The organism is Butyrivibrio sp. LB2008 (genome assembly GCF_000621565.1).
Lineage (GTDB): Bacteria > Bacillota > Clostridia > Lachnospirales > Lachnospiraceae > Butyrivibrio.
On sequence record NZ_JHXZ01000025.1, the window covers coordinates 18,431 to 35,949 of the forward strand.

Sequence of the window (17,519 nt, forward strand, 5' to 3'; positions counted from 1 at the left end):
TGTCCCCTCATTTTTATTTATATATTTATTTAATCCAAATAGCAATAGTATTGGTATCTTCATAAAGTGTGTAAGAAAATCTCTTATCTCCCTGAAGATATCCGAATATTGCTCCATCCTTTATAAGCTGTTGATACAGCGAATTATAAATATCTTTCGACGCACATCTTATTGTAGCATTATCGCCGCCTTCTGCGTATCTCTTATCAAAAACTTCTTTTACGCGGCCCATATCTGCGCTGTCAAGATATAGATTTTCTCTCACATAATAGTTATCTTTTGTATTGTTACATTCGGGATAATCAATCCTATCGGAAAGATTGTGATTGATTCCCATAGCCTCTTTGGTAAGAAGCAAATAATCATAGTTGATTCTCGGTTTTCCATCGGCTGAAGTCATTCCGGTATCGCCCCAAGTGGTATCCATATAATAATATGCACCGTTACATCTTACAAGGTTCCAGGCGTGATTTCCACCGCCCTGGCCGTTATCGGCATATCCTGTAACGTATGTGCACTTGATTCCAAGTTTATTAAGTAAATACTGTGTAGCCCTTGCATATCCACTGCAAACGGTCTTTCTGCCAATAAATACAGAGCAGATATTCTGATTGTCAGGTGCTCTCAGATCATACTCGGTATTAGCTATCAGGTAATCATATACATACTTTATAGCATAATATTCATCTTCCGTAGAAGGTGCTCCGGCAAGACATTTATCGACATATTCGTTTATCTTTGCCTGTCTGTTTGCGACCTCATTGAGGTCATATGTATAAACTCCCGTAAAAGCAAGTTTATCAATTCCACCATTATAAGTAAAATGTTTTACATAGCGATATCCGTTCACCCAGAATATTTCCGGATGATCCATCATAAGATAATCAAAAGCAAGTTGTATGGCATCGGGATTGTTTGTTGAAACAAATACTCCGTCTGCCTCCTTATTGATAATCTGAAGAAGTTCAACATAAAGTGTCTTTCCGCCTTCGCTAAGTCTGCTGTAAGCGTAATAACCTTCCTGCTGCTTCTTAAGTTCAGCAATACTTTCATCTGTAAGCCCTGCTGCTTCGCGAACCTTTATAGCATTCGCATCTGAAAAACCCCTGTAAGAAGACTCATATCCTTGATCCATCTTCTGTCTTCCGTCATCGGGAAGAGCCTCATTGTTATTTGGTTCGCTGTCAGGTTTCTTGGGTTCTTCAGGTTTTTCTGTGCTTTCAGTTGCGCCTGCATCATCAGCCGTTTTTTCGCTGTCAGTATTTTGGGCAGCATCTGTGTCTTTGTCGGAATCAGATTTCTGATCGTCTTCCTTTTTCTTGTCACCGTCAGTGTCCTGATTGCTTTCTTTGTTTTCTTCCTTATTGCAATCATTATTCTGATCTTTTTCCTTGTCCTTGTTACACTCGGTACTCTGATCGGTACTCTGATCGGTACTCTGATCGGTGCACTGATCATTTGCCTTGTCTTTGTCGGAAGAGGCATCCTGATTGTTTTCCTTGTTCTTGTCACAGTCGTTGTTCTTATCGGAACTTTTATTGGAACTTTTTTTCTTTTTACAACCGGAATTCTGATCTGCATCCTTACTGCTGTCTGCATCGGAATTGGAATCATCTTCCCTCCTGTCTCCAAGAACATTTTGTTCATCGTCTGTAGCCCAATCTGTAGACTCATCCGTCCCCTCGTCAGAAGTCTCATCTTTTGATTCATTATACTTATCAAGAAGATCGTTTAACTCATCAAGGTCTTCGGGCGACACATCCTTGTTATCAAGGATATCCGAAAGATCGATGTCTCCCGAATCCTCATCGAGATCGTCAAGCATATCATAATATGCTTCCATATCTGCTTCATCACAACCGCATAATGAAAAAGATGTTGCAGCTACAATCGAGAACACTGTTGCATATCTTAAGAATTTGCAACTTAATTCTTTCATCCATATTAAGTTTTTCTTAACTATTAAGTCATTATTTTCTCCATTTTTTCTCTTTCCTCTTAAGCGTTTCTTCAATAACTTACCCCCGTTGTGTTGCTTGTATTACCTAGTTTCTTTTAAATTCTGAAAGTACCAATCCCTCATTTCTTTCCATTGTCATGCCGACACTCCATTCGTTAACAAATAAAAGGAGCGGTCTGTCATGCATATCCTTTATTCTCTTCATGTCAGATGTGCCCACGATTGAGGCCATATCTATGTTTTCGTTGTCCACCCATCTGATATGTTCGTATGGTAGACTTTCTAGAATGATATCTACATTGTACTCGCTTTGTAACCTAAATTTCAAGACATCAAATTGAAGAATTCCAACAACTCCGACAATAATTTCCTCCAAACCCGTGTTATACTCTTGAAAAATCTGGATTGCACCCTCTTGAGCAATTTGTGAAATTCCTTTAACAAATTGTTTACGTTTCATTGTGTCGACCTGACGCACCCTTGCAAAATGTTCGGGAGCGAATGTCGGAATCCCCTGATAAACGACATTGTCTTTAGGCATGCAAACAGTATCACCGATAGAGAATATACCGGGATCGAATACACCCATGATATCTCCTGCATAAGCTTCGCTGAGAATCTTTCTCTCATCAGCCATAAGCTGCTGAGGCTGTGAAAGGCGCATAACCTTTCCACTCTGGACATGCTTTACTTCTTTATCCGCATCATATCTTCCTGAGCAGATTCTCATAAATGCAACCCTGTCTCTGTGTGCCTTATTCATATTAGCCTGAATCTTAAATACAAATGCTGTAAAATCTCTCTCAAAAGGATCGATATTTTCCCCATCAGCAGATGTACGTCCGGTAGGAGGAGTTGCCATCTTAAGGAAATGATGTAAAAACAGCTCTACACCGAAATTCTGAAGAGCTGATCCAAAAAATACAGGTGTAAGTTCACCCTTTCTTACTCTCTCAAGATCATACTCAGCTCCGGCTCCGTCCAAAAGCTCGATTTCGCTCTGAAGTTTCTCAAAAGCATCATTTCCGACAACCGATTCAACAGCTGCCTTATCGGCGGGATCTATAATTGTCTCCTTACCTTCCTTGGTACCCTTCTGAGTCTCTGAAAAGGTAACGATATGTCCTTCTCTTCTGTCATAAATGCCCTTAAAGTTCTTTCCCGAACCAATAGGCCAGTTCATCGGACATGTGGCGATTCCAAGGTTATTCTCGATATCATCGAGAAGATCAAATGTATCCATGGCATCGCGGTCCAACTTGTTGATGAAAGTAAAGATCGGAATATGGCTCATTGCACAGACTTTAAAGAGCTTTCTTGTCTGAGCCTCAACACCCTTACTTGCATCTATGACCATGACAGCAGAATCCGCAGCCATAAGTGTTCTGTATGTATCCTCTGAGAAATCCTGGTGTCCCGGTGTATCAAGGATATTTATGCAACATCCCTCAAAGTTAAACTGAAGAACAGAAGAAGTAACTGAGATACCACGCTGTTTCTCGATTTCCATCCAGTCAGATACGGCATGTTTTGCAGTTGCTTTTCCTTTAACGCTTCCCGCCATATTGATCGCACCACCGTAGAGAAGGAATTTCTCCGTAAGTGTTGTCTTACCTGCATCAGGGTGGGAAATAATCGCAAATGTACGTCTTTTATTTATCTCATTTATTGTTTCTTTTGTATTGCTCATCTTTTCCTCTACTCAACATGAGGCCGGCATGAATTAACATCCCGACCTCATAAATCTGTTTATTCTATAGTTTCTTTTTACAAGGACATAAGGAGGTTCTGCTCTCGCACGAAGTGCTCGCCAGAACAAGCTTCACACTAGACTCGATAATACCTCGTCAAGTGTTCAGTCTTTAGCGTCCTTAATTGAGAAGCTGATTCTTCCCATCTTGTCCTTACCGAGGCATACAACCTTAACTACATCGCCGAGTGTAAGAACATCCTCTACGCGGTCGATTCTCTCCTTGGAAATCTTGCTGATATGAACCATACCCTCTTTTCCGGGAGCGAACTCAACAAATGCACCAAACTCTTTTATGCTGATTACCTTACCTGTGAAGGTCTGACCTTTCTCGAAGTCAGTAACAATGATATTTACCATATCTATTGCCTGCTGAAGCTTCTCCTGGTCTTCTCCGCATACAGAAACCTTACCGTCATCGGTAATATCAATCTTAACGCCTGTACGAGCGATGATCTCGTTGATTGTCTTTCCTCTCTGTCCGACAACATCACCGATCCTCTCGGGATCGATCTGAATAGATACGATCTTGGGAGCATACTTGGATACTTCCTTACGAGGCTCAGCAATAGCCTTGCTCATACACTCATCCATGATGAAGAATCTTGCCTCGCGGCACTGCTCGATAGCTGTCTCAACGATAGGCTTTGTAAGACCGTGAATCTTGATATCCATCTGGATAGCTGTGATACCTTCTTTTGTACCTGTTACCTTGAAGTCCATATCTCCGAAGAAATCTTCAAGTCCCTGGATATCTGTAAGTACGATGAAATCATCGTCTGTATCGCCTGTTACAAGACCGCAGCTGATACCTGCAACCATCTTCTTGATGGGAACACCTGCAGCCATAAGTGACATGCATGATGCGCAAGTTGAAGCCATTGATGTCGATCCGTTAGACTCAAATGTCTCTGATACGCAACGGATTGCATAAGGGAACTCCTCAACGCTTGGAAGAACGGGAAGAAGTGCTCTCTCTGCAAGTGCACCGTGTCCGATCTCTCTACGTCCGGGTCCTCTTGAAACCTTTGTCTCACCTACTGAATAAGCAGGGAAGTTGTACTGGTGTACATATCTCTTATCTGAAGCAAACTCATCAAGTCCCTCAACTTTCTGAGCCTCTGAAAGAGGTGCAAGGGTTGTAACGTCACAGATCTGTGTCTGTCCACGAGTAAACATAGCACTTCCGTGTACTCTGGGGATAAGATCGATCTCAGCTGAAAGAGGTCTGATCTGCTTGATATCACGTCCGTCAGGTCTCTTGTGATCCTTAAGGATCATCTTACGAACTGTCTTCTTCTCATACTGGTAAATAGCTTCACCGAGAATTGCAAGCCACTCTTCGTTTTCTGCAAACTTCTCTGTGAGTCTGTCTGTAATCTCTGCGATATTGTTCTCTCTTGTCTGCTTGTCATCTGTAAATACAGCCTTTTCCATCTCCTCGGGAGGAACAACTTCTTTGATTGCTGCAAAGAGTTCTTCGGGAACCGCACAGCTTGTATACTCGTGCTTAGGCTTACCGATCTCTGCCACAATACCCTTGAAGAATTCAATGATCTGAAGGTTTACATCATGAGCCTTGTAGATAGCTTCCTTCATCTTCTCTTCAGGAATCTCGTTAGCTCCTGCCTCGATCATGATAACCTTCTGACCTACTGATGCAACAGTAAGCTTAAGGTCGCCTGTATTCCACTGCTCCTGGGTAGGATTGATGATAAGCTCTCCATCGATCATACCAACCTGTGTCATAGCACAAGGGCCATCGAAAGGAATATCTGAAATTGAAACAGATACAGATGCACCAAGCATAGCTACGAGCTCAGGTCTGCACTGATTATCAACAGCCATAACCATAGTCTCGATTGTTACATCATTTCTGTAATCCTTAGGGAAAAGAGGACGCATAGGTCGATCGATAACACGGCTTGTAAGGATAGCATTCTCAGAAGGCTTACCCTCTCTCTTGTTATATCCGCCGGGGAACTTGCCCACTGCATAGAATTTCTCGCTGTATTCAACGCTCAAAGGGAAGAAATCAATTCCTTCTCTGGGCTTTGCAGATGCTGTTGCCGTACAAAGAACTGTTGTATCTCCATACTGCATAAATGCACATCCGTTAGCCTGTTTACCTACTTTGCCGATCTCTACTTTAAGAGTACGTCCGGCAAGATCCATTGTGTAAGTCTTAACCATTTTTATCTCCTTCACTCACATTAATCCGAATATGATACGTGGGTTTCAAGGTCATAATATGCATCTCGAATGCGTCGAAATGTATATTATAACTTTGAAAGCCCCGGTTCATATTCCATCACTTGAACAAAACATTAATAAAGACGGAATAAGCCGATTTGCATCAGCCTCATCCCGCCTTATTGTTTCTACAGATTACTTTCTCAAACCAAGATCTGCGATAAGCTTACGATAAGCTTCGATGTCCTTCTTCTTGAGGTATCCAAGGAGACTACGTCTCTGTCCAACCATCTTAAGAAGACCTCTTCTTGAGTGGTGATCCTTAGGGTTCTTCTGAAGGTGAGCGTTGAGCTCCTGAATTCTCTCTGTAAGAATTGCAACCTGAACTTCCGGTGAACCTGTATCTCCGGCTTTTCTCGCAAACTTGTTGATAACTTCTGTTTTCTTCTCTTTTGTGATCATTTCTACACTCCTTATAAATTTTAATGAATCCGCCCGATACACAGAAAAGGGTTGGAGTATCCCGCATCCGAGTATAGGTAGTTCCGTTGCTGCACATAAAGTCTGTACGCAACTAAGTTATATTAGCATATATATTCTTTTATGTAAAGTCATTATCGGCTTGTCAAAGCCGAAAACATATGCACCGGATACCTTATAATCTGGTTGTCCACTTTGAACAATCCAAAACTTCAGTAGCAAGTCCGTCATAGAAATCAGGTTCATGACAAACCATGAGAATACTGCCCTTATACTCGGAAAGAGCCCTCTTAAGCTCATCTTTTGCATCCACATCAAGATGGTTTGTAGGCTCATCCAATACCAAAAGATTTGACTCTCTGTTAATAAGCTTACAAAGTCTTACTTTTGCCTGCTCGCCACCTGAAAGTACCTTGCATTTACTCTCGATATGCTTGGTTGTAAGTCCGCATTTCGCAAGCGCGGAACGGACTTCATACTGTGAAAATCCCGGAAATTCATTCCATATTTCCTGCATACATGTGGTCTCGATATCAGGAGACATCTCCTGCTCAAAGTAGCCTATCTCAACATTTTCTCCAAGTTCAACAGAACCGCTCAGCGCAGGAATAAGTCCGAGAATACTCTTTAAAAGAGTTGTCTTTCCGATTCCGTTTGCTCCCGTAAGAACAATCTTTGAATTACGTTCCATAGTTATGTTAAGAGGCGATGAAAGGGGTTCATCATAGCCTATAACAAGGTCTTTTGTCTCAAATATAACTTTTCCGGGTGTTCTTGCAACCTTGAAATTAAACTCGGGCTTTGGCTTCTCTTTTACCATCTCGATGATATCCATGTTATCGAGCTTCTTCTGCCTTGCCATCGCCATATTTCTCGTTGCGACTCTTGCCTTGTTTCTTGCAACAAAATCTTTGAGATCCGCAATTTCCTGCTGCTGTCTGTTATATGCAGCTTCTCTCTGCGCTTTTTTCATCTCATAGACTTCCATGAATTTGTCATAATCGCCCACATATCTGTCAAGAGAATGTGTCTGGCCGTCCATATGGTAGATAATATTAACCACGCTGTTGAGAAACGGTATATCATGAGAAATAAGGATAAAAGCATTCTCATAGTCCTGGAGATATCTTGTAAGCCACACGATATGCTCAGCATCAAGGTAGTTTGTAGGCTCGTCAAGAAGCAGGATATCCGGCTTTTCAAGGAGGAGTTTTCCTAGAAGTATCTTGGTTCTCTGCCCTCCCGAAAGTTCCGTTACATCTCTGTCAAGGCCAAGGTCCAAAAAGCCAAGTGCCCTCGAAGCTTCTTCTATCTTGGAATCTATCAGGTAAAAATCATGATTTGTAAGAAGATCCTGTATTGTTCCAAGTTCTTCCATATAGTCTTCAAGCGTCTTTTCATCCGCTTCCGCCATGGCATCGCAGATCTCATTCATCCTGCGCTCCATCTCATACAAAGGTTCATATGCCGAAGCAAGCACATCCCTTATGGTCATGCCCTGCTTAAGCTCCGCGTGCTGATCGAGATAACCGACTTTAACATTCTTGGCCCACTCAATCTTTCCGGCATCCGGCATAAGTTTACCGATGATAATATTCATAAATGTGGACTTTCCTTCGCCGTTAGCTCCGACAAGTCCGATATGCTCACCTTTTAATAATCTGAAAGAAACATCATCAAATATTGCCCTGTCTCCAAAGCCATGTGTCAAATGTTCAACATTTAAAATACTCACTTAAAAATTCCTCGCTGCATTCTTTATATCTTGCTGAATCTGTAATTTCAGCTGCTCCATGCTTTCAAATTTAATCTCAGGTCTTACGAAGCTGTGGAGCACAACTTCTATGAATTCACCGTATACATCACAGTCAAAATCATATATATAAGTCTCAACGCCAACCTTCTCTTTTTCAGAGACAGTGGGCTTTCTTCCGATATTGGTCATTCCTTTGAATTCTTTTTTACCAATCTTTACGGTACTTGAATATACACCATAAGGAGGAAGAAGTTTCATCTTAGGCGGAAGAATATTGACCGTCGGAACGCCTATTGTGTGTCCCAAATGATTGCCGTGCTCAACTATTCCCGAAACCGAATATTCAGAGCCAAGAAGCCTTTTGGTAAGGTTCATATCTCCGTCCGCCACCGCGTTCCTGACCCTCGTGGAGCTGACTTCTTCTCCGTCAATCTTAACTTTATCAATAATGCAAAGCTCGTATGACAGCTCCTTTGCCAGTCTCTCAAGAAGTTTGCTGTCGCCTTTTCCCTTATCGCCAAAAGAAACATCACTTCCCGCCGCAATATAACTTGCATTAAGACCATCTACAAGAATCTTTCTCACAAACTCTTCCGGATCTGTAGCCGCTGTTTTCTCATTAAGCGGAAACATAACGAGAACATCAACGCCAAGCTCCTGAAAAGCCCTTAATTTTTCTTCCCTAGCAAAAAGCTGCGGCACAGGATGTCCGACAAAAAATTCCTCCGGCGAAGGATCAAACGTAAATACGGTCGCCTTCAGGCCGTCGTTCTTTTTTTCAAGAATCCGTGAAAGAAGTTCTCTGTGTCCCACGTGAATACCGTCAAACTTGCCTATGGCAACCGCCGTCTTCTCGCGGACATTCAATTTATCAAGTTCAGTTATTATCTTCATTTTGAGATATATCCGTTCTTATTATTTTTCAAAAAAGAATTTGTCGACATTGAACATTTGTGTCTTTGCACTGTAAGTATATATTCCAAAAAACACTTCATCCTCGGAATAGACTCTTACTTTATTTCCTTCAGTAAACATCTCTTCTTCAAATTCCTTGTCATTTACTCCCTCGGGATCCTCATTGACAATATTATTCTTTCTGAAGCTGTTTCCGTTTTCCAAAAGAGTTCTCGCAGAATCTTTCACATGTATCTTATCAAGGTCTCTGAAAATATACTCGGGCGACTGAATGATCTCAGAAAGAGTGCCCTCATCTCTCATATTCTCAATCTGAGAAAGAGTTACGGCCGTATCCAGTGTAAAAGCACCTACTCTTGTTCTTGTAAGATGCTGCATTGCCGCGCCGCATCCAAGTCTTAGTCCTATATCATGGCAAAGAGTCCTTATATACGTTCCCTTGCTGCACTTAACTTCAATCGTAAAAAGGCCGTCCGAATCAATATGTGAATCATCAAGAACAGTTATCGCAGATATATGAACTTTTCGGGGTTTTCTCTCAACCTCGATTCCTTCTCTTGCAAGTTCATAAAGTTTTCTTCCGTCTTTTTTGATTGCGGAATACATAGGCGGAATCTGATCATAATCACCGATAAAAGCTTTTACTGCCTCATGAACCTGTTCTTTTGTCACTTTGACATCGGATGTCTCTATAATATTTCCGGACATATCCTGTGTATCCGTGGTAACACCAAGCCTGCAAACAGCGATATATTCCTTATCGTGATCGGTAAGCATTTCAACAAGCTTTGTTCCCGTTCCAAGGCACACAACAAGAACTCCCACCGCATCGGGATCGAGTGTTCCCGTGTGGCCGATCTTTTTTTGTTTTAGTATTCCCCTTAGTTTTGCAACCACGTCATTTGAAGTAAATCCGGGTTCTTTATAGATATTTATAAGTCCGTTGTAAGTACTTTTCATATTCTCCCGCACTCTCAAAAAGGTACCCCTAAATGCAATCTTTATGGGTACCTTTTTCTTTTAAACCAATATGTTCTCACCCTTCAAGCTGAAGCTGAACATATTTCATTATATTATTTATAACATCATGATAAGTTCCGTTTACGCTGCATCCCGCCGCTCTCTGATGACCGCCGCCTCCGAATATTGCGGCAACCTTGGCAACGTCAACCGCACCGTTACTGCGAAGACTCACTTTATACTCCAAAGTAGACGTCTCATAAGCAAATATCGAACAATCAACTCCTATAGTAAGGAGCATCTGACTTACTATTCCGTCAAGATCGCTTGATACCGCACCGTAAAATTCCATTGTCTGCTTGGAAATAACCGATACAATACATCTGCCGTCAAGAAGACGGATGCTCTCCAAAAGAGCTCTTCCGAGTATCTGATTCTGAAGATAAGTCTTCTCATAAAAGACATGGTCGATAAGGCTTCCGAAATCAAAGCCGTAAGCTATGAGCTTTGCCGCAATTTCCATTGTCTTCGGTGATGTGTTTGAATACTTGAAGACTCCCGTATCGGTAACCATTCCGGTATATATTGCTTTTGCAATCTCAACATCGATGCGTTCTTTATCAAGAACATCATAAACCAGTTCACAGGCAGAACTTGCTGTCGGAACAATATAATTCTCATCGCCCGTTCCCGGATTACTTACATGATGATCTATATTTATTGTTTTTTTTGCCGCATCAACAAACTTCTCGGCATCGCCCGTGCGCTCTTTTCCGCAATCAAGCACAATAAACAGATCGTAGTTCTCAACATCCGATGCAAATTCACTGCTTACCTTGTCGGAATCTTTGATAAAAGTTAGTTCCCGAGGTATCTTCTCAAGGAAAATATCTGCCTTAATATTTGGATAATTCTTTTTGATGTAAAGATACATACTCATACATGACCCAACACAGTCTCCGTCAGGTCTTACATGGCCACTGATCCCAACAGTACCGACATTAGTCAAATAATCATCAATCCTCATCAATTTCCTCTCCGCGAGCAATCTTTGCTTCATTATCCTTTGCAGTTACTTCATCAATCTTCTTGGACATGTTAATCGCATACTCTATGGAGTCATCCATGATAAAGCGAAGTTCGGGCGTATATCTCATATTGAGCTCTTTTGCAAGAGTGCTTCTGATATATCCCGCTGCACTCTTAAGTCCGGCTTCTGTTCTCTCCCTGTCCTCATCATTGCCCATTACGGTAACCCAGACCTTACATGTCTTAAGGTCCGGAGCAACCTCTACATCCATAACGGATGTCATCGGGCTTATTCTGGGGTCTTTGCTGTATCTGATAGCTTCAGATATAACTTTCTGAACTTCGCCGTTTATTCTTTTATTTTTATTGCTGTTCTTTCGCATTTTTACCTTTCTTAGGTTCTGGGTACTTCCACCATCTCATAAGCTTCTACCATATCACCTTCGTGAATCTGATCAAAGCCGTCAAATACAAGACCGCACTCGAAGCCTTCCTTAACTTCCTTAACGTCGTCCTTGAATCTCTTGAGAGATGCCAGATCACCTTCAAAGATCTGCTCTCCTTCTCTGGAAATACGAACCTTGCAATCCTTCTTGATAACACCGTCTTTAACGAATGAACCTGCGATATTTCCGACTTTGGAAGCCTTAAATATCTGTCTTACTTCGGCATGACCTGTTACTCTCTCCTCGAAGATAGGAGCAAGCATACCCTTCATGGCAAACTCAATCTCTTCGATTGCCTGATAGATAACCTTGTAAAGCTTGATCTCTACACCTTCATGCTCTGCCATGCTCTTAGCTGTTGCATCGGGGCGAACATCAAATCCGATGATGATAGCGCTTGATGCTGCAGCAAGTGTAACGTCAGATTCATTGATGGCACCAACACCGCCATGAATAACCTTAACAACAACTTCCTCATTTGAAAGCTTAAGGAGACTCTGCTTAAGGGCTTCTACGCTACCCTGAACATCAGCCTTGATGATGATATTGAGTTCCTGAAGTCTGCCTTCCTCAATCTTGGAGTACAGATCGTCAAGTGACATCTTAGCCTTAGTCTCTTCGATAAGGTCTTTCTTGTGCTGCTGAAGGTATGTATTTGCATACTGCTTAGCCTGCTTGTCTGTCTGATGTCCAAGGAATACTTCACCGGCATTGGGAACATCGGAAAGTCCGAGGATCTCAACAGGCTGTGAAGGAAGTGCTTCCTTGAGCTTGTTACCCTTATCGTCAACCATCGCTCTAACCTTACCTGAGCTTGCTCCGGCTGAAATAAAGTCACCAACATGAAGTGTACCCTTCTGAACAAGTACGTTTGCAACAGGTCCGCGGCCCTTATCAAGTCTTGCCTCAAGTACAAGACCTCTTGCTTCTCTGTCGGGGTTAGCCTTGAGCTCAAGAATGTCAGCTGTGAGAATGATTGTCTCAAGAAGTGACTCGATTCCCTCTCCTGACTTAGCTGAAACAGGTACAAACTCTGTTGTTCCGCCCCAATCTGTAGAAATGAGGCCGTATTCAGTCATCTCCTGCTTAACCTTATCTATATTTGCATTAGGCTTATCTATCTTATTTACTGCTACGATAATCTCAACTTCAGCTGCCTTTGCATGGTTGATAGCTTCGACAGTCTGAGGCATTACACCGTCATCCGCAGCAACTACAAGTACTGCGATATCTGTTGAAGTAGCACCTCTCATACGCATTGCAGTGAACGCTTCGTGACCGGGAGTATCAAGGAATGTGATCTTCTGGTCATTTACAGATACAGTATAAGCACCGATTCTCTGTGTGATACCGCCTGCCTCTCTGTCTGTAACGCTTGTCTTACGAATAGCGTCAAGAAGTGATGTCTTACCATGGTCAACGTGACCCATTACGCAGACAACGGGAGGTCTCTTCTTAAGTGTCTCTTCTGCATCTTCATCCTCTTTAAGAAGTTCCTCGATGATATCAACGGGAATTTCCTTCTCGCAGATAATGTCATATTCGATAGCGATATTTTCAGCTTCTTCATAAGTAAGCTCAGTATTAACGGTAGAGATCTGTCCTGCCATAAAGAGCTTCTTAATGATAACAGAAGGCTGCATCTTCATCTTCTCAGCAAGTTCCTTAATAGAAACCTTCTCAGGAATAGAGATAACCTTGATCTGCTCTTCGGGTTCGGGGGCCTTCTTGACTTCAGGCTTGATGAATCTGCCGACTCTCTTACTTCTCGGCATCATCTCTTCCTGCTCGTAAGCAAGATCCTTCTTGTTTCTCTTATCCTTCTCCTGACCGATTCTTCTTCTCTCATCGTCTCTGCGGCTTGAGTTGTCCTTCTGAGGAGCATCAGCAAATCCGCCTCTTGCACCCTTATCGAACTTATTTCCGCCAAACTTGTTATTGTCGCCCTTTCCTCTGAACTTGTTATTACCGTTCTGTGCATTGTTGCCGTTGTTGTCTCTGCGCGGTCCGTTTCCGTTACCCTGCGCATTGTTGCCGTTGCCACGAGAGCCGCCCTGCGCACCGTTTCTGTTCTGGAAAGAATTTCTGTCGCCGTTCTGAGGACGCTGATTTCTGTTATCTCTTCTCTCAGAATCGTTACCACTTCTGTTGTCTCTTCTGTCATTGCCGTTTCTGTTGTTCTGAACAGGAGCTGCATTTCTTTCGTTTCTGTTGTTCTGAACAGGTGCCTTCGCCTGCTGCTTAGGCTCTGCAACAGTTTCCTTAGGCTTTACTGCCTGTGTTTCCTGTTTTACAGGTGCCTCCTGCTTAACAGGCGCACTCTTCTGAACAGGAGTCTTTGGAATCTGAGTGTTTCCATAGCTCTCAAGCTGAGAAGGTGCGGTCAAAGGCTTAATGGGATGATAAGCATTCTGTGACTGCGCAAAAGTTCCTCTTCTGTTGTTCTGATTGCCGGAATTTCTGTTGTCACGTCTCTGGTTATTATTTCCCGAATTATTATTGTTATTATTCTGGTTCTGATAGCCGCCCATCTTGGAATTGCCGGCATTTGTAACCATAATAATTTTCTTCTTTTTCTTAGGAGCGTCACCTGCAGCGCCCTGATCTGCACTTCCCTTTGCGGGAGCATCTGTCTTAGCAGGCTGAGCATCCTTATTGGCATTGGATGATGCATTTTTCTTGCCAAAATGATTTCTTGCTATCTCTGCCTCATTGTCATCAATCGAGCTGTTCGAACGCTTCGCCTCTATTCCCTTTTCCTGCAAAAAGCTAAGCAGTGCTTTTCCGTCACACCCAAGCTCTATTGCAAGTTCAGATATCTTAATTTTTGCCATTCACATTTCCTCCAACTAATCTTCTAATAGTAAGTTCTTTAAAAGCGATTGCGCCAGCCCTTTGTCGGTGATGACAAGGCTTGTTCGAACTCCTTTACCAACTGCATGCCCGAGGCTCTCCATGTCTCCAAAAAAAGCAATAGGCACATTATAATAACTACATTTATCTTTGAACTGCTTCTTAGTATTGTCTGAAGCATCTTCACTCACTATAACGGCACACGCTTTGCCGCTCCGGATAGCTTCCAAAACCGAAAACTCTCCACTCTTCAATTTCCCGGCCCTAGCACTAAGACCAAGCAAAGAATAAATCTTTTTACTCTCCAATTTACTCTCCGAGCTCCTTATTCATCTGCTCAAGTATGTCTTCGGGAATCTGAGCTTTCAAAGATTTCTCAAGTCCCCTGTTCTTCACTGCTTTTTTGAGACACTCGGCGCTGTTACATATATATGCGCCCCTGCCGTTCGCTCTGCCTGTGGTATCAAGACGAATTTCTCCGTCCGGAGTCTTAATAACTCTTATCAGGTCTTTCTTATCACGCATCTCTCCGCAGCCTACACACTTTCTTGTTGGAATTTTCTTCTGCATCTTATTCCTCTGCGTCAGTGTCGTCTTCTACTTCAATCTCTTCTTCTACTTCTTCGACTTCTTCAGCCTCTTCTACTTCGATCTCAGCATCTTCAGCTTCCTCGATTTCAGTCTCCTCGAACTCCTCATCGTAATCATCTTCATCATCAAGATAATCTTCCATACGGAATCCGGGAGCATCCTTAGCCTGTGTCTCACTCTTTATATCGATCTTGTAACCTGTAAGTCTTGCAGCAAGTCTTGCATTCTGACCTTCCTTACCAATTGCAAGTGAAAGCTGATAATCGGGAACAACTACTTTTGCGCTCTTCTCATCGGGATCTGCAAATACCGCAACGATCTTTGCAGGTGAAAGAGCATTCTGAATGAGGTTACCGGGGTTCTCATCCCAGTTGATAACATCAATCTTCTCACCGTTAAGCTCATCTACGATAAGGTTAACTCTTGCTCCGTTAACACCTACACAAGCACCAACCGCATCAACATTCGGGTTGTTTGAGAACACAGCGATCTTCGTACGGCTTCCTGCTTCTCTCGCAATGCTCTTGATCTCTACTGTTCCGTCCTGAATCTCGGCAACTTCCTGCTCGAAAAGTCTCTTTACAAGATCGGGATGAGTTCTTGAAACAAGAATTCTGGGGCCCTTCGAACCGTTCTTAACCTCAAGAACATAAAGTCTGATTCTCGATGTAGGTTTGTAGAATCCTGATTTAGCCTCGCTCTCAACCTGCTCGTTCTCATTGAGAATAGCATCTGCACGACCGAGGTTGATGCTGATATTCTTGCCGACATATCTCTGAATAACACCGGTAACAATATCATGCTCTTTCTTGTAATACTCGTTATATATAGCTCCGCGCTCTTCCTCACGAATCTTCTGAAGAATTACGTTCTTGGCATTCTGAGTGGCAATACGACCGAACTCTTTGGAATTGAGTGGCACATTGACAATATCATCGACTTTACTCTTCTTGCTGATCTTCTTGGCATCGTCGAGTGAGATTTCAAGCATGGGATCCATTACATCGTCAGCAGTCTCAACAACTGTTTTCTCAGCATAGCACTTGAAATCACAGTTCTCTCTGTCAACTTCTACCCTGATGTTCTCAGCCTTTCCGAAATTATTCTTGCAGGCTGTGACAAGAGAATTCTCAATAGCATCAAACAGAGAATCCTTGCTGATGTTCTTCTCCTTCTCCAAAAGGTCAAGGGCATCCATTAATTCTTTACTCATCGTAGTCTCCTTCTTTTTCGCCCGGATCAAAAATCCAGAGCAAGCTTAATAACTGATATTTCTTTTCTCAAAAAAGTTTCGTCTTTGTCATTTATAGTTACGGTAACCGAAGTGCTATCGTAGCTCTTAAGTGTACCGGCAAACTCTTTAACTCCGTCAATTGCCTTATAGAGCTTGAGTTCAACTTCCTTGCCCAGACTGTTCTCAAAATGCCTGTCCTTCTTAAGCTGCCTTCCCAGTCCCGGACTGCTGACCTCCAATGTATATGCATCTTCAATGAAATCATCCACATCCAAAGCATCTGATAAAGCGTGATTTACATCAACGCAATCATTTATATTAACGCCGCCGTCCTTGTCAATGTATGCTCTAAGATACCACTCACCGGCTTCCTTCACATACTCGACATCATAAATCCTGACACCGCACTTCTCTGCTATCGGAGCAAGCAGCGCCTCTGTTTTCTTTTCGATATCTTCTTTTCTGGACATTTAATCTCCTTAAATTTAGACATTTCATATTTCGCTTCTTAGCCGTCAATGAAATCATGAAAAAAATCCGAAACATGCAAAAAGTGGACTCGCGAAAGTCCACTTCAAAAATCAACTACATTATAACTTGCGTTTCGCTGTTTGTAAACAGCTAGCTCAAAGAAAAAATCAAGTCACAAAGGACTTGATCTCGGGTTGGGCTGTTATAATTTAACAGTCAATACCTCGTAGCGGAATCGAACCGCTGATTCTGCCGTGAGAGGGCAGCGTCTTAACCGCTTGACCAACGAGGCTCAGTAGCTTTGTGTCATCCGCTGTATCGCGGCGACTTGTTTATATTATCTCATAGTTTGAAATAATGCAAGTACTTTTTAAAATTTTTTTCAAAAAATTTTAAAAAAGCAGCCGTCACTGCCCTTTTTGCGCTGTGTACATATGGAAAAAGCCGCATGGAAAGCGGTTTTCTCTTGAACACATCATCCTCTAAAAGGTTCATATGGGAAAGAAAGATAATGTAGAAAAACCTTTTGAAGAAATCAATCCAAGCGATATCCGGTTATGAACTACCCTCACCGACTCCACGTCGGAAAGGGTTTCTGTTATGCCGCAGAGCGGCATGAACCTGTAGGATGCTCTATGCATCCTGCAGAACAAGGCATGTCCACTATGCCTCTATCCCATTGACTTACCTTTGGGAATACTTTCCTTAAGATGTTTGCAGCTCCATTTATGTCTGCATTTGTTATTGTACCATCGTAGTGCCTGTAAAGTCCTCTCTGTATCCTCTTTCCTGAGAAAAAGTAGTTTCCTGAACTGTTCTTTTTATACACAGGGATATAGTCTTTTGCAAGAAAGTCTGCCTTTGATGTGTAGCTTTCTTCC

At 42.4% G+C, this 17,519-nt stretch carries 14 protein-coding genes, 1 tRNA gene and 1 pseudogene; all 16 read right to left on the bottom strand.

Going from position 1 to position 17,519, the window contains the following annotated elements; translation table 11 throughout:
* Window positions 1–25: 25 nt before the first annotated feature.
* Window positions 26–2,014: a transglutaminase domain-containing protein gene (locus tag T356_RS21540; protein ID WP_026514250.1), complete on the bottom strand. Its 1,989-nt coding sequence runs from the start codon at window positions 2,012–2,014 to the stop codon at window positions 26–28.
* A 31-nt stretch (window positions 2,015–2,045) separates the two neighbouring features.
* The gene (locus tag T356_RS0109265; protein ID WP_026514251.1) at window positions 2,046–3,650 is read right to left on the bottom strand and encodes a peptide chain release factor 3; all 1,605 of its coding nucleotides are present in this window, start codon (window positions 3,648–3,650) and stop codon (window positions 2,046–2,048) included.
* Window positions 3,651–3,815: 165 nt separating this feature from the next.
* Window positions 3,816–5,903, bottom strand: a complete 2,088-nt coding sequence (locus tag T356_RS0109270; protein WP_026514252.1) for a polyribonucleotide nucleotidyltransferase — start codon at window positions 5,901–5,903, stop codon at window positions 3,816–3,818.
* Window positions 5,904–6,098: 195 nt separating this feature from the next.
* Window positions 6,099–6,365, bottom strand: a complete 267-nt coding sequence (gene rpsO, locus T356_RS0109275; RefSeq protein ID WP_024864377.1) for a 30S ribosomal protein S15 — start codon at window positions 6,363–6,365, stop codon at window positions 6,099–6,101.
* A gap of 193 nt (window positions 6,366–6,558) precedes the next feature.
* A complete protein-coding gene (locus T356_RS0109280; protein WP_026514253.1) occupies window positions 6,559–8,118 on the bottom strand; it encodes an ABC-F family ATP-binding cassette domain-containing protein in 1,560 nt (519 codons plus the stop codon).
* Complete coding sequence (locus T356_RS0109285) at window positions 8,119–9,033, bottom strand: bifunctional riboflavin kinase/FAD synthetase (RefSeq protein ID WP_026514254.1); 915 nt, start codon at window positions 9,031–9,033, stop codon at window positions 8,119–8,121. It abuts the gene before it with no gap.
* Window positions 9,034–9,054: 21 nt separating this feature from the next.
* Window positions 9,055–10,014, bottom strand: a complete 960-nt coding sequence (gene truB, locus T356_RS0109290; protein ID WP_035780872.1) for a tRNA pseudouridine(55) synthase TruB — start codon at window positions 10,012–10,014, stop codon at window positions 9,055–9,057.
* A 76-nt stretch (window positions 10,015–10,090) separates the two neighbouring features.
* Complete coding sequence (locus tag T356_RS0109295; RefSeq protein WP_026514256.1) at window positions 10,091–11,041, bottom strand: DHH family phosphoesterase; 951 nt, start codon at window positions 11,039–11,041, stop codon at window positions 10,091–10,093.
* The gene (rbfA, locus tag T356_RS0109300) at window positions 11,031–11,426 is read right to left on the bottom strand and encodes a 30S ribosome-binding factor RbfA (RefSeq protein ID WP_026514257.1); all 396 of its coding nucleotides are present in this window, start codon (window positions 11,424–11,426) and stop codon (window positions 11,031–11,033) included. The genes T356_RS0109295 and rbfA overlap by 11 nt, the downstream gene beginning before the upstream one ends.
* A gap of 11 nt (window positions 11,427–11,437) precedes the next feature.
* Complete coding sequence (infB, locus tag T356_RS0109305) at window positions 11,438–14,323, bottom strand: translation initiation factor IF-2 (RefSeq protein WP_081777803.1); 2,886 nt, start codon at window positions 14,321–14,323, stop codon at window positions 11,438–11,440.
* A gap of 15 nt (window positions 14,324–14,338) precedes the next feature.
* Window positions 14,339–14,650 (bottom strand): L7Ae/L30e/S12e/Gadd45 family ribosomal protein, encoded by a 312-nt coding sequence (locus T356_RS0109310; RefSeq protein ID WP_026514259.1) that lies wholly within the window; start codon window positions 14,648–14,650, stop codon window positions 14,339–14,341.
* Window position 14,651: 1 nt separating this feature from the next.
* Window positions 14,652–14,912 (bottom strand): RNase P modulator RnpM, encoded by a 261-nt coding sequence (rnpM, locus tag T356_RS0109315; RefSeq protein WP_026514260.1) that lies wholly within the window; start codon window positions 14,910–14,912, stop codon window positions 14,652–14,654.
* Window position 14,913: 1 nt separating this feature from the next.
* Complete coding sequence (gene nusA, locus T356_RS0109320) at window positions 14,914–16,146, bottom strand: transcription termination factor NusA (RefSeq protein WP_026514261.1); 1,233 nt, start codon at window positions 16,144–16,146, stop codon at window positions 14,914–14,916.
* A gap of 26 nt (window positions 16,147–16,172) precedes the next feature.
* Entirely contained in the window at window positions 16,173–16,637 is a 465-nt protein-coding gene (gene rimP / locus T356_RS0109325; RefSeq protein WP_026514262.1) for a ribosome maturation factor RimP, read from the bottom strand.
* Between the two features lie 221 nt (window positions 16,638–16,858).
* Window positions 16,859–16,930: transfer RNA gene (locus T356_RS0109330), tRNA-Glu, on the bottom strand.
* A 306-nt stretch (window positions 16,931–17,236) separates the two neighbouring features.
* A pseudogene (locus T356_RS21290) lies at window positions 17,237–17,519 on the bottom strand (RNA-guided endonuclease InsQ/TnpB family protein); the annotation flags it as partial.

Bases quoted from the DNA above. Each gene is read 5' to 3' on its own strand.
- T356_RS0109265 (WP_026514251.1), bottom strand. From the start codon at position 3,650: ATGAGCAATACAAAAGAAACAATAAATGAGATAAATAAAAGACGTACA.
- T356_RS0109270 (WP_026514252.1), bottom strand. From the start codon at position 5,903: ATGGTTAAGACTTACACAATGGATCTTGCCGGACGTACTCTTAAAGTA.
- rpsO (WP_024864377.1), bottom strand. From the start codon at position 6,365: ATGATCACAAAAGAGAAGAAAACAGAAGTTATCAACAAGTTTGCGAGA.
- T356_RS0109285 (WP_026514254.1), bottom strand. From the start codon at position 9,033: ATGAAGATAATAACTGAACTTGATAAATTGAATGTCCGCGAGAAGACG.
- truB (WP_035780872.1), bottom strand. From the start codon at position 10,014: ATGAAAAGTACTTACAACGGACTTATAAATATCTATAAAGAACCCGGA.
- T356_RS0109295 (WP_026514256.1), bottom strand. From the start codon at position 11,041: ATGAGGATTGATGATTATTTGACTAATGTCGGTACTGTTGGGATCAGT.
- rbfA (WP_026514257.1), bottom strand. From the start codon at position 11,426: ATGCGAAAGAACAGCAATAAAAATAAAAGAATAAACGGCGAAGTTCAG.
- infB (WP_081777803.1), bottom strand. From the start codon at position 14,323: ATGGCAAAAATTAAGATATCTGAACTTGCAATAGAGCTTGGGTGTGAC.
- rnpM (WP_026514260.1), bottom strand. From the start codon at position 14,912: ATGCAGAAGAAAATTCCAACAAGAAAGTGTGTAGGCTGCGGAGAGATG.
- nusA (WP_026514261.1), bottom strand. From the start codon at position 16,146: ATGAGTAAAGAATTAATGGATGCCCTTGACCTTTTGGAGAAGGAGAAG.
- rimP (WP_026514262.1), bottom strand. From the start codon at position 16,637: ATGTCCAGAAAAGAAGATATCGAAAAGAAAACAGAGGCGCTGCTTGCT.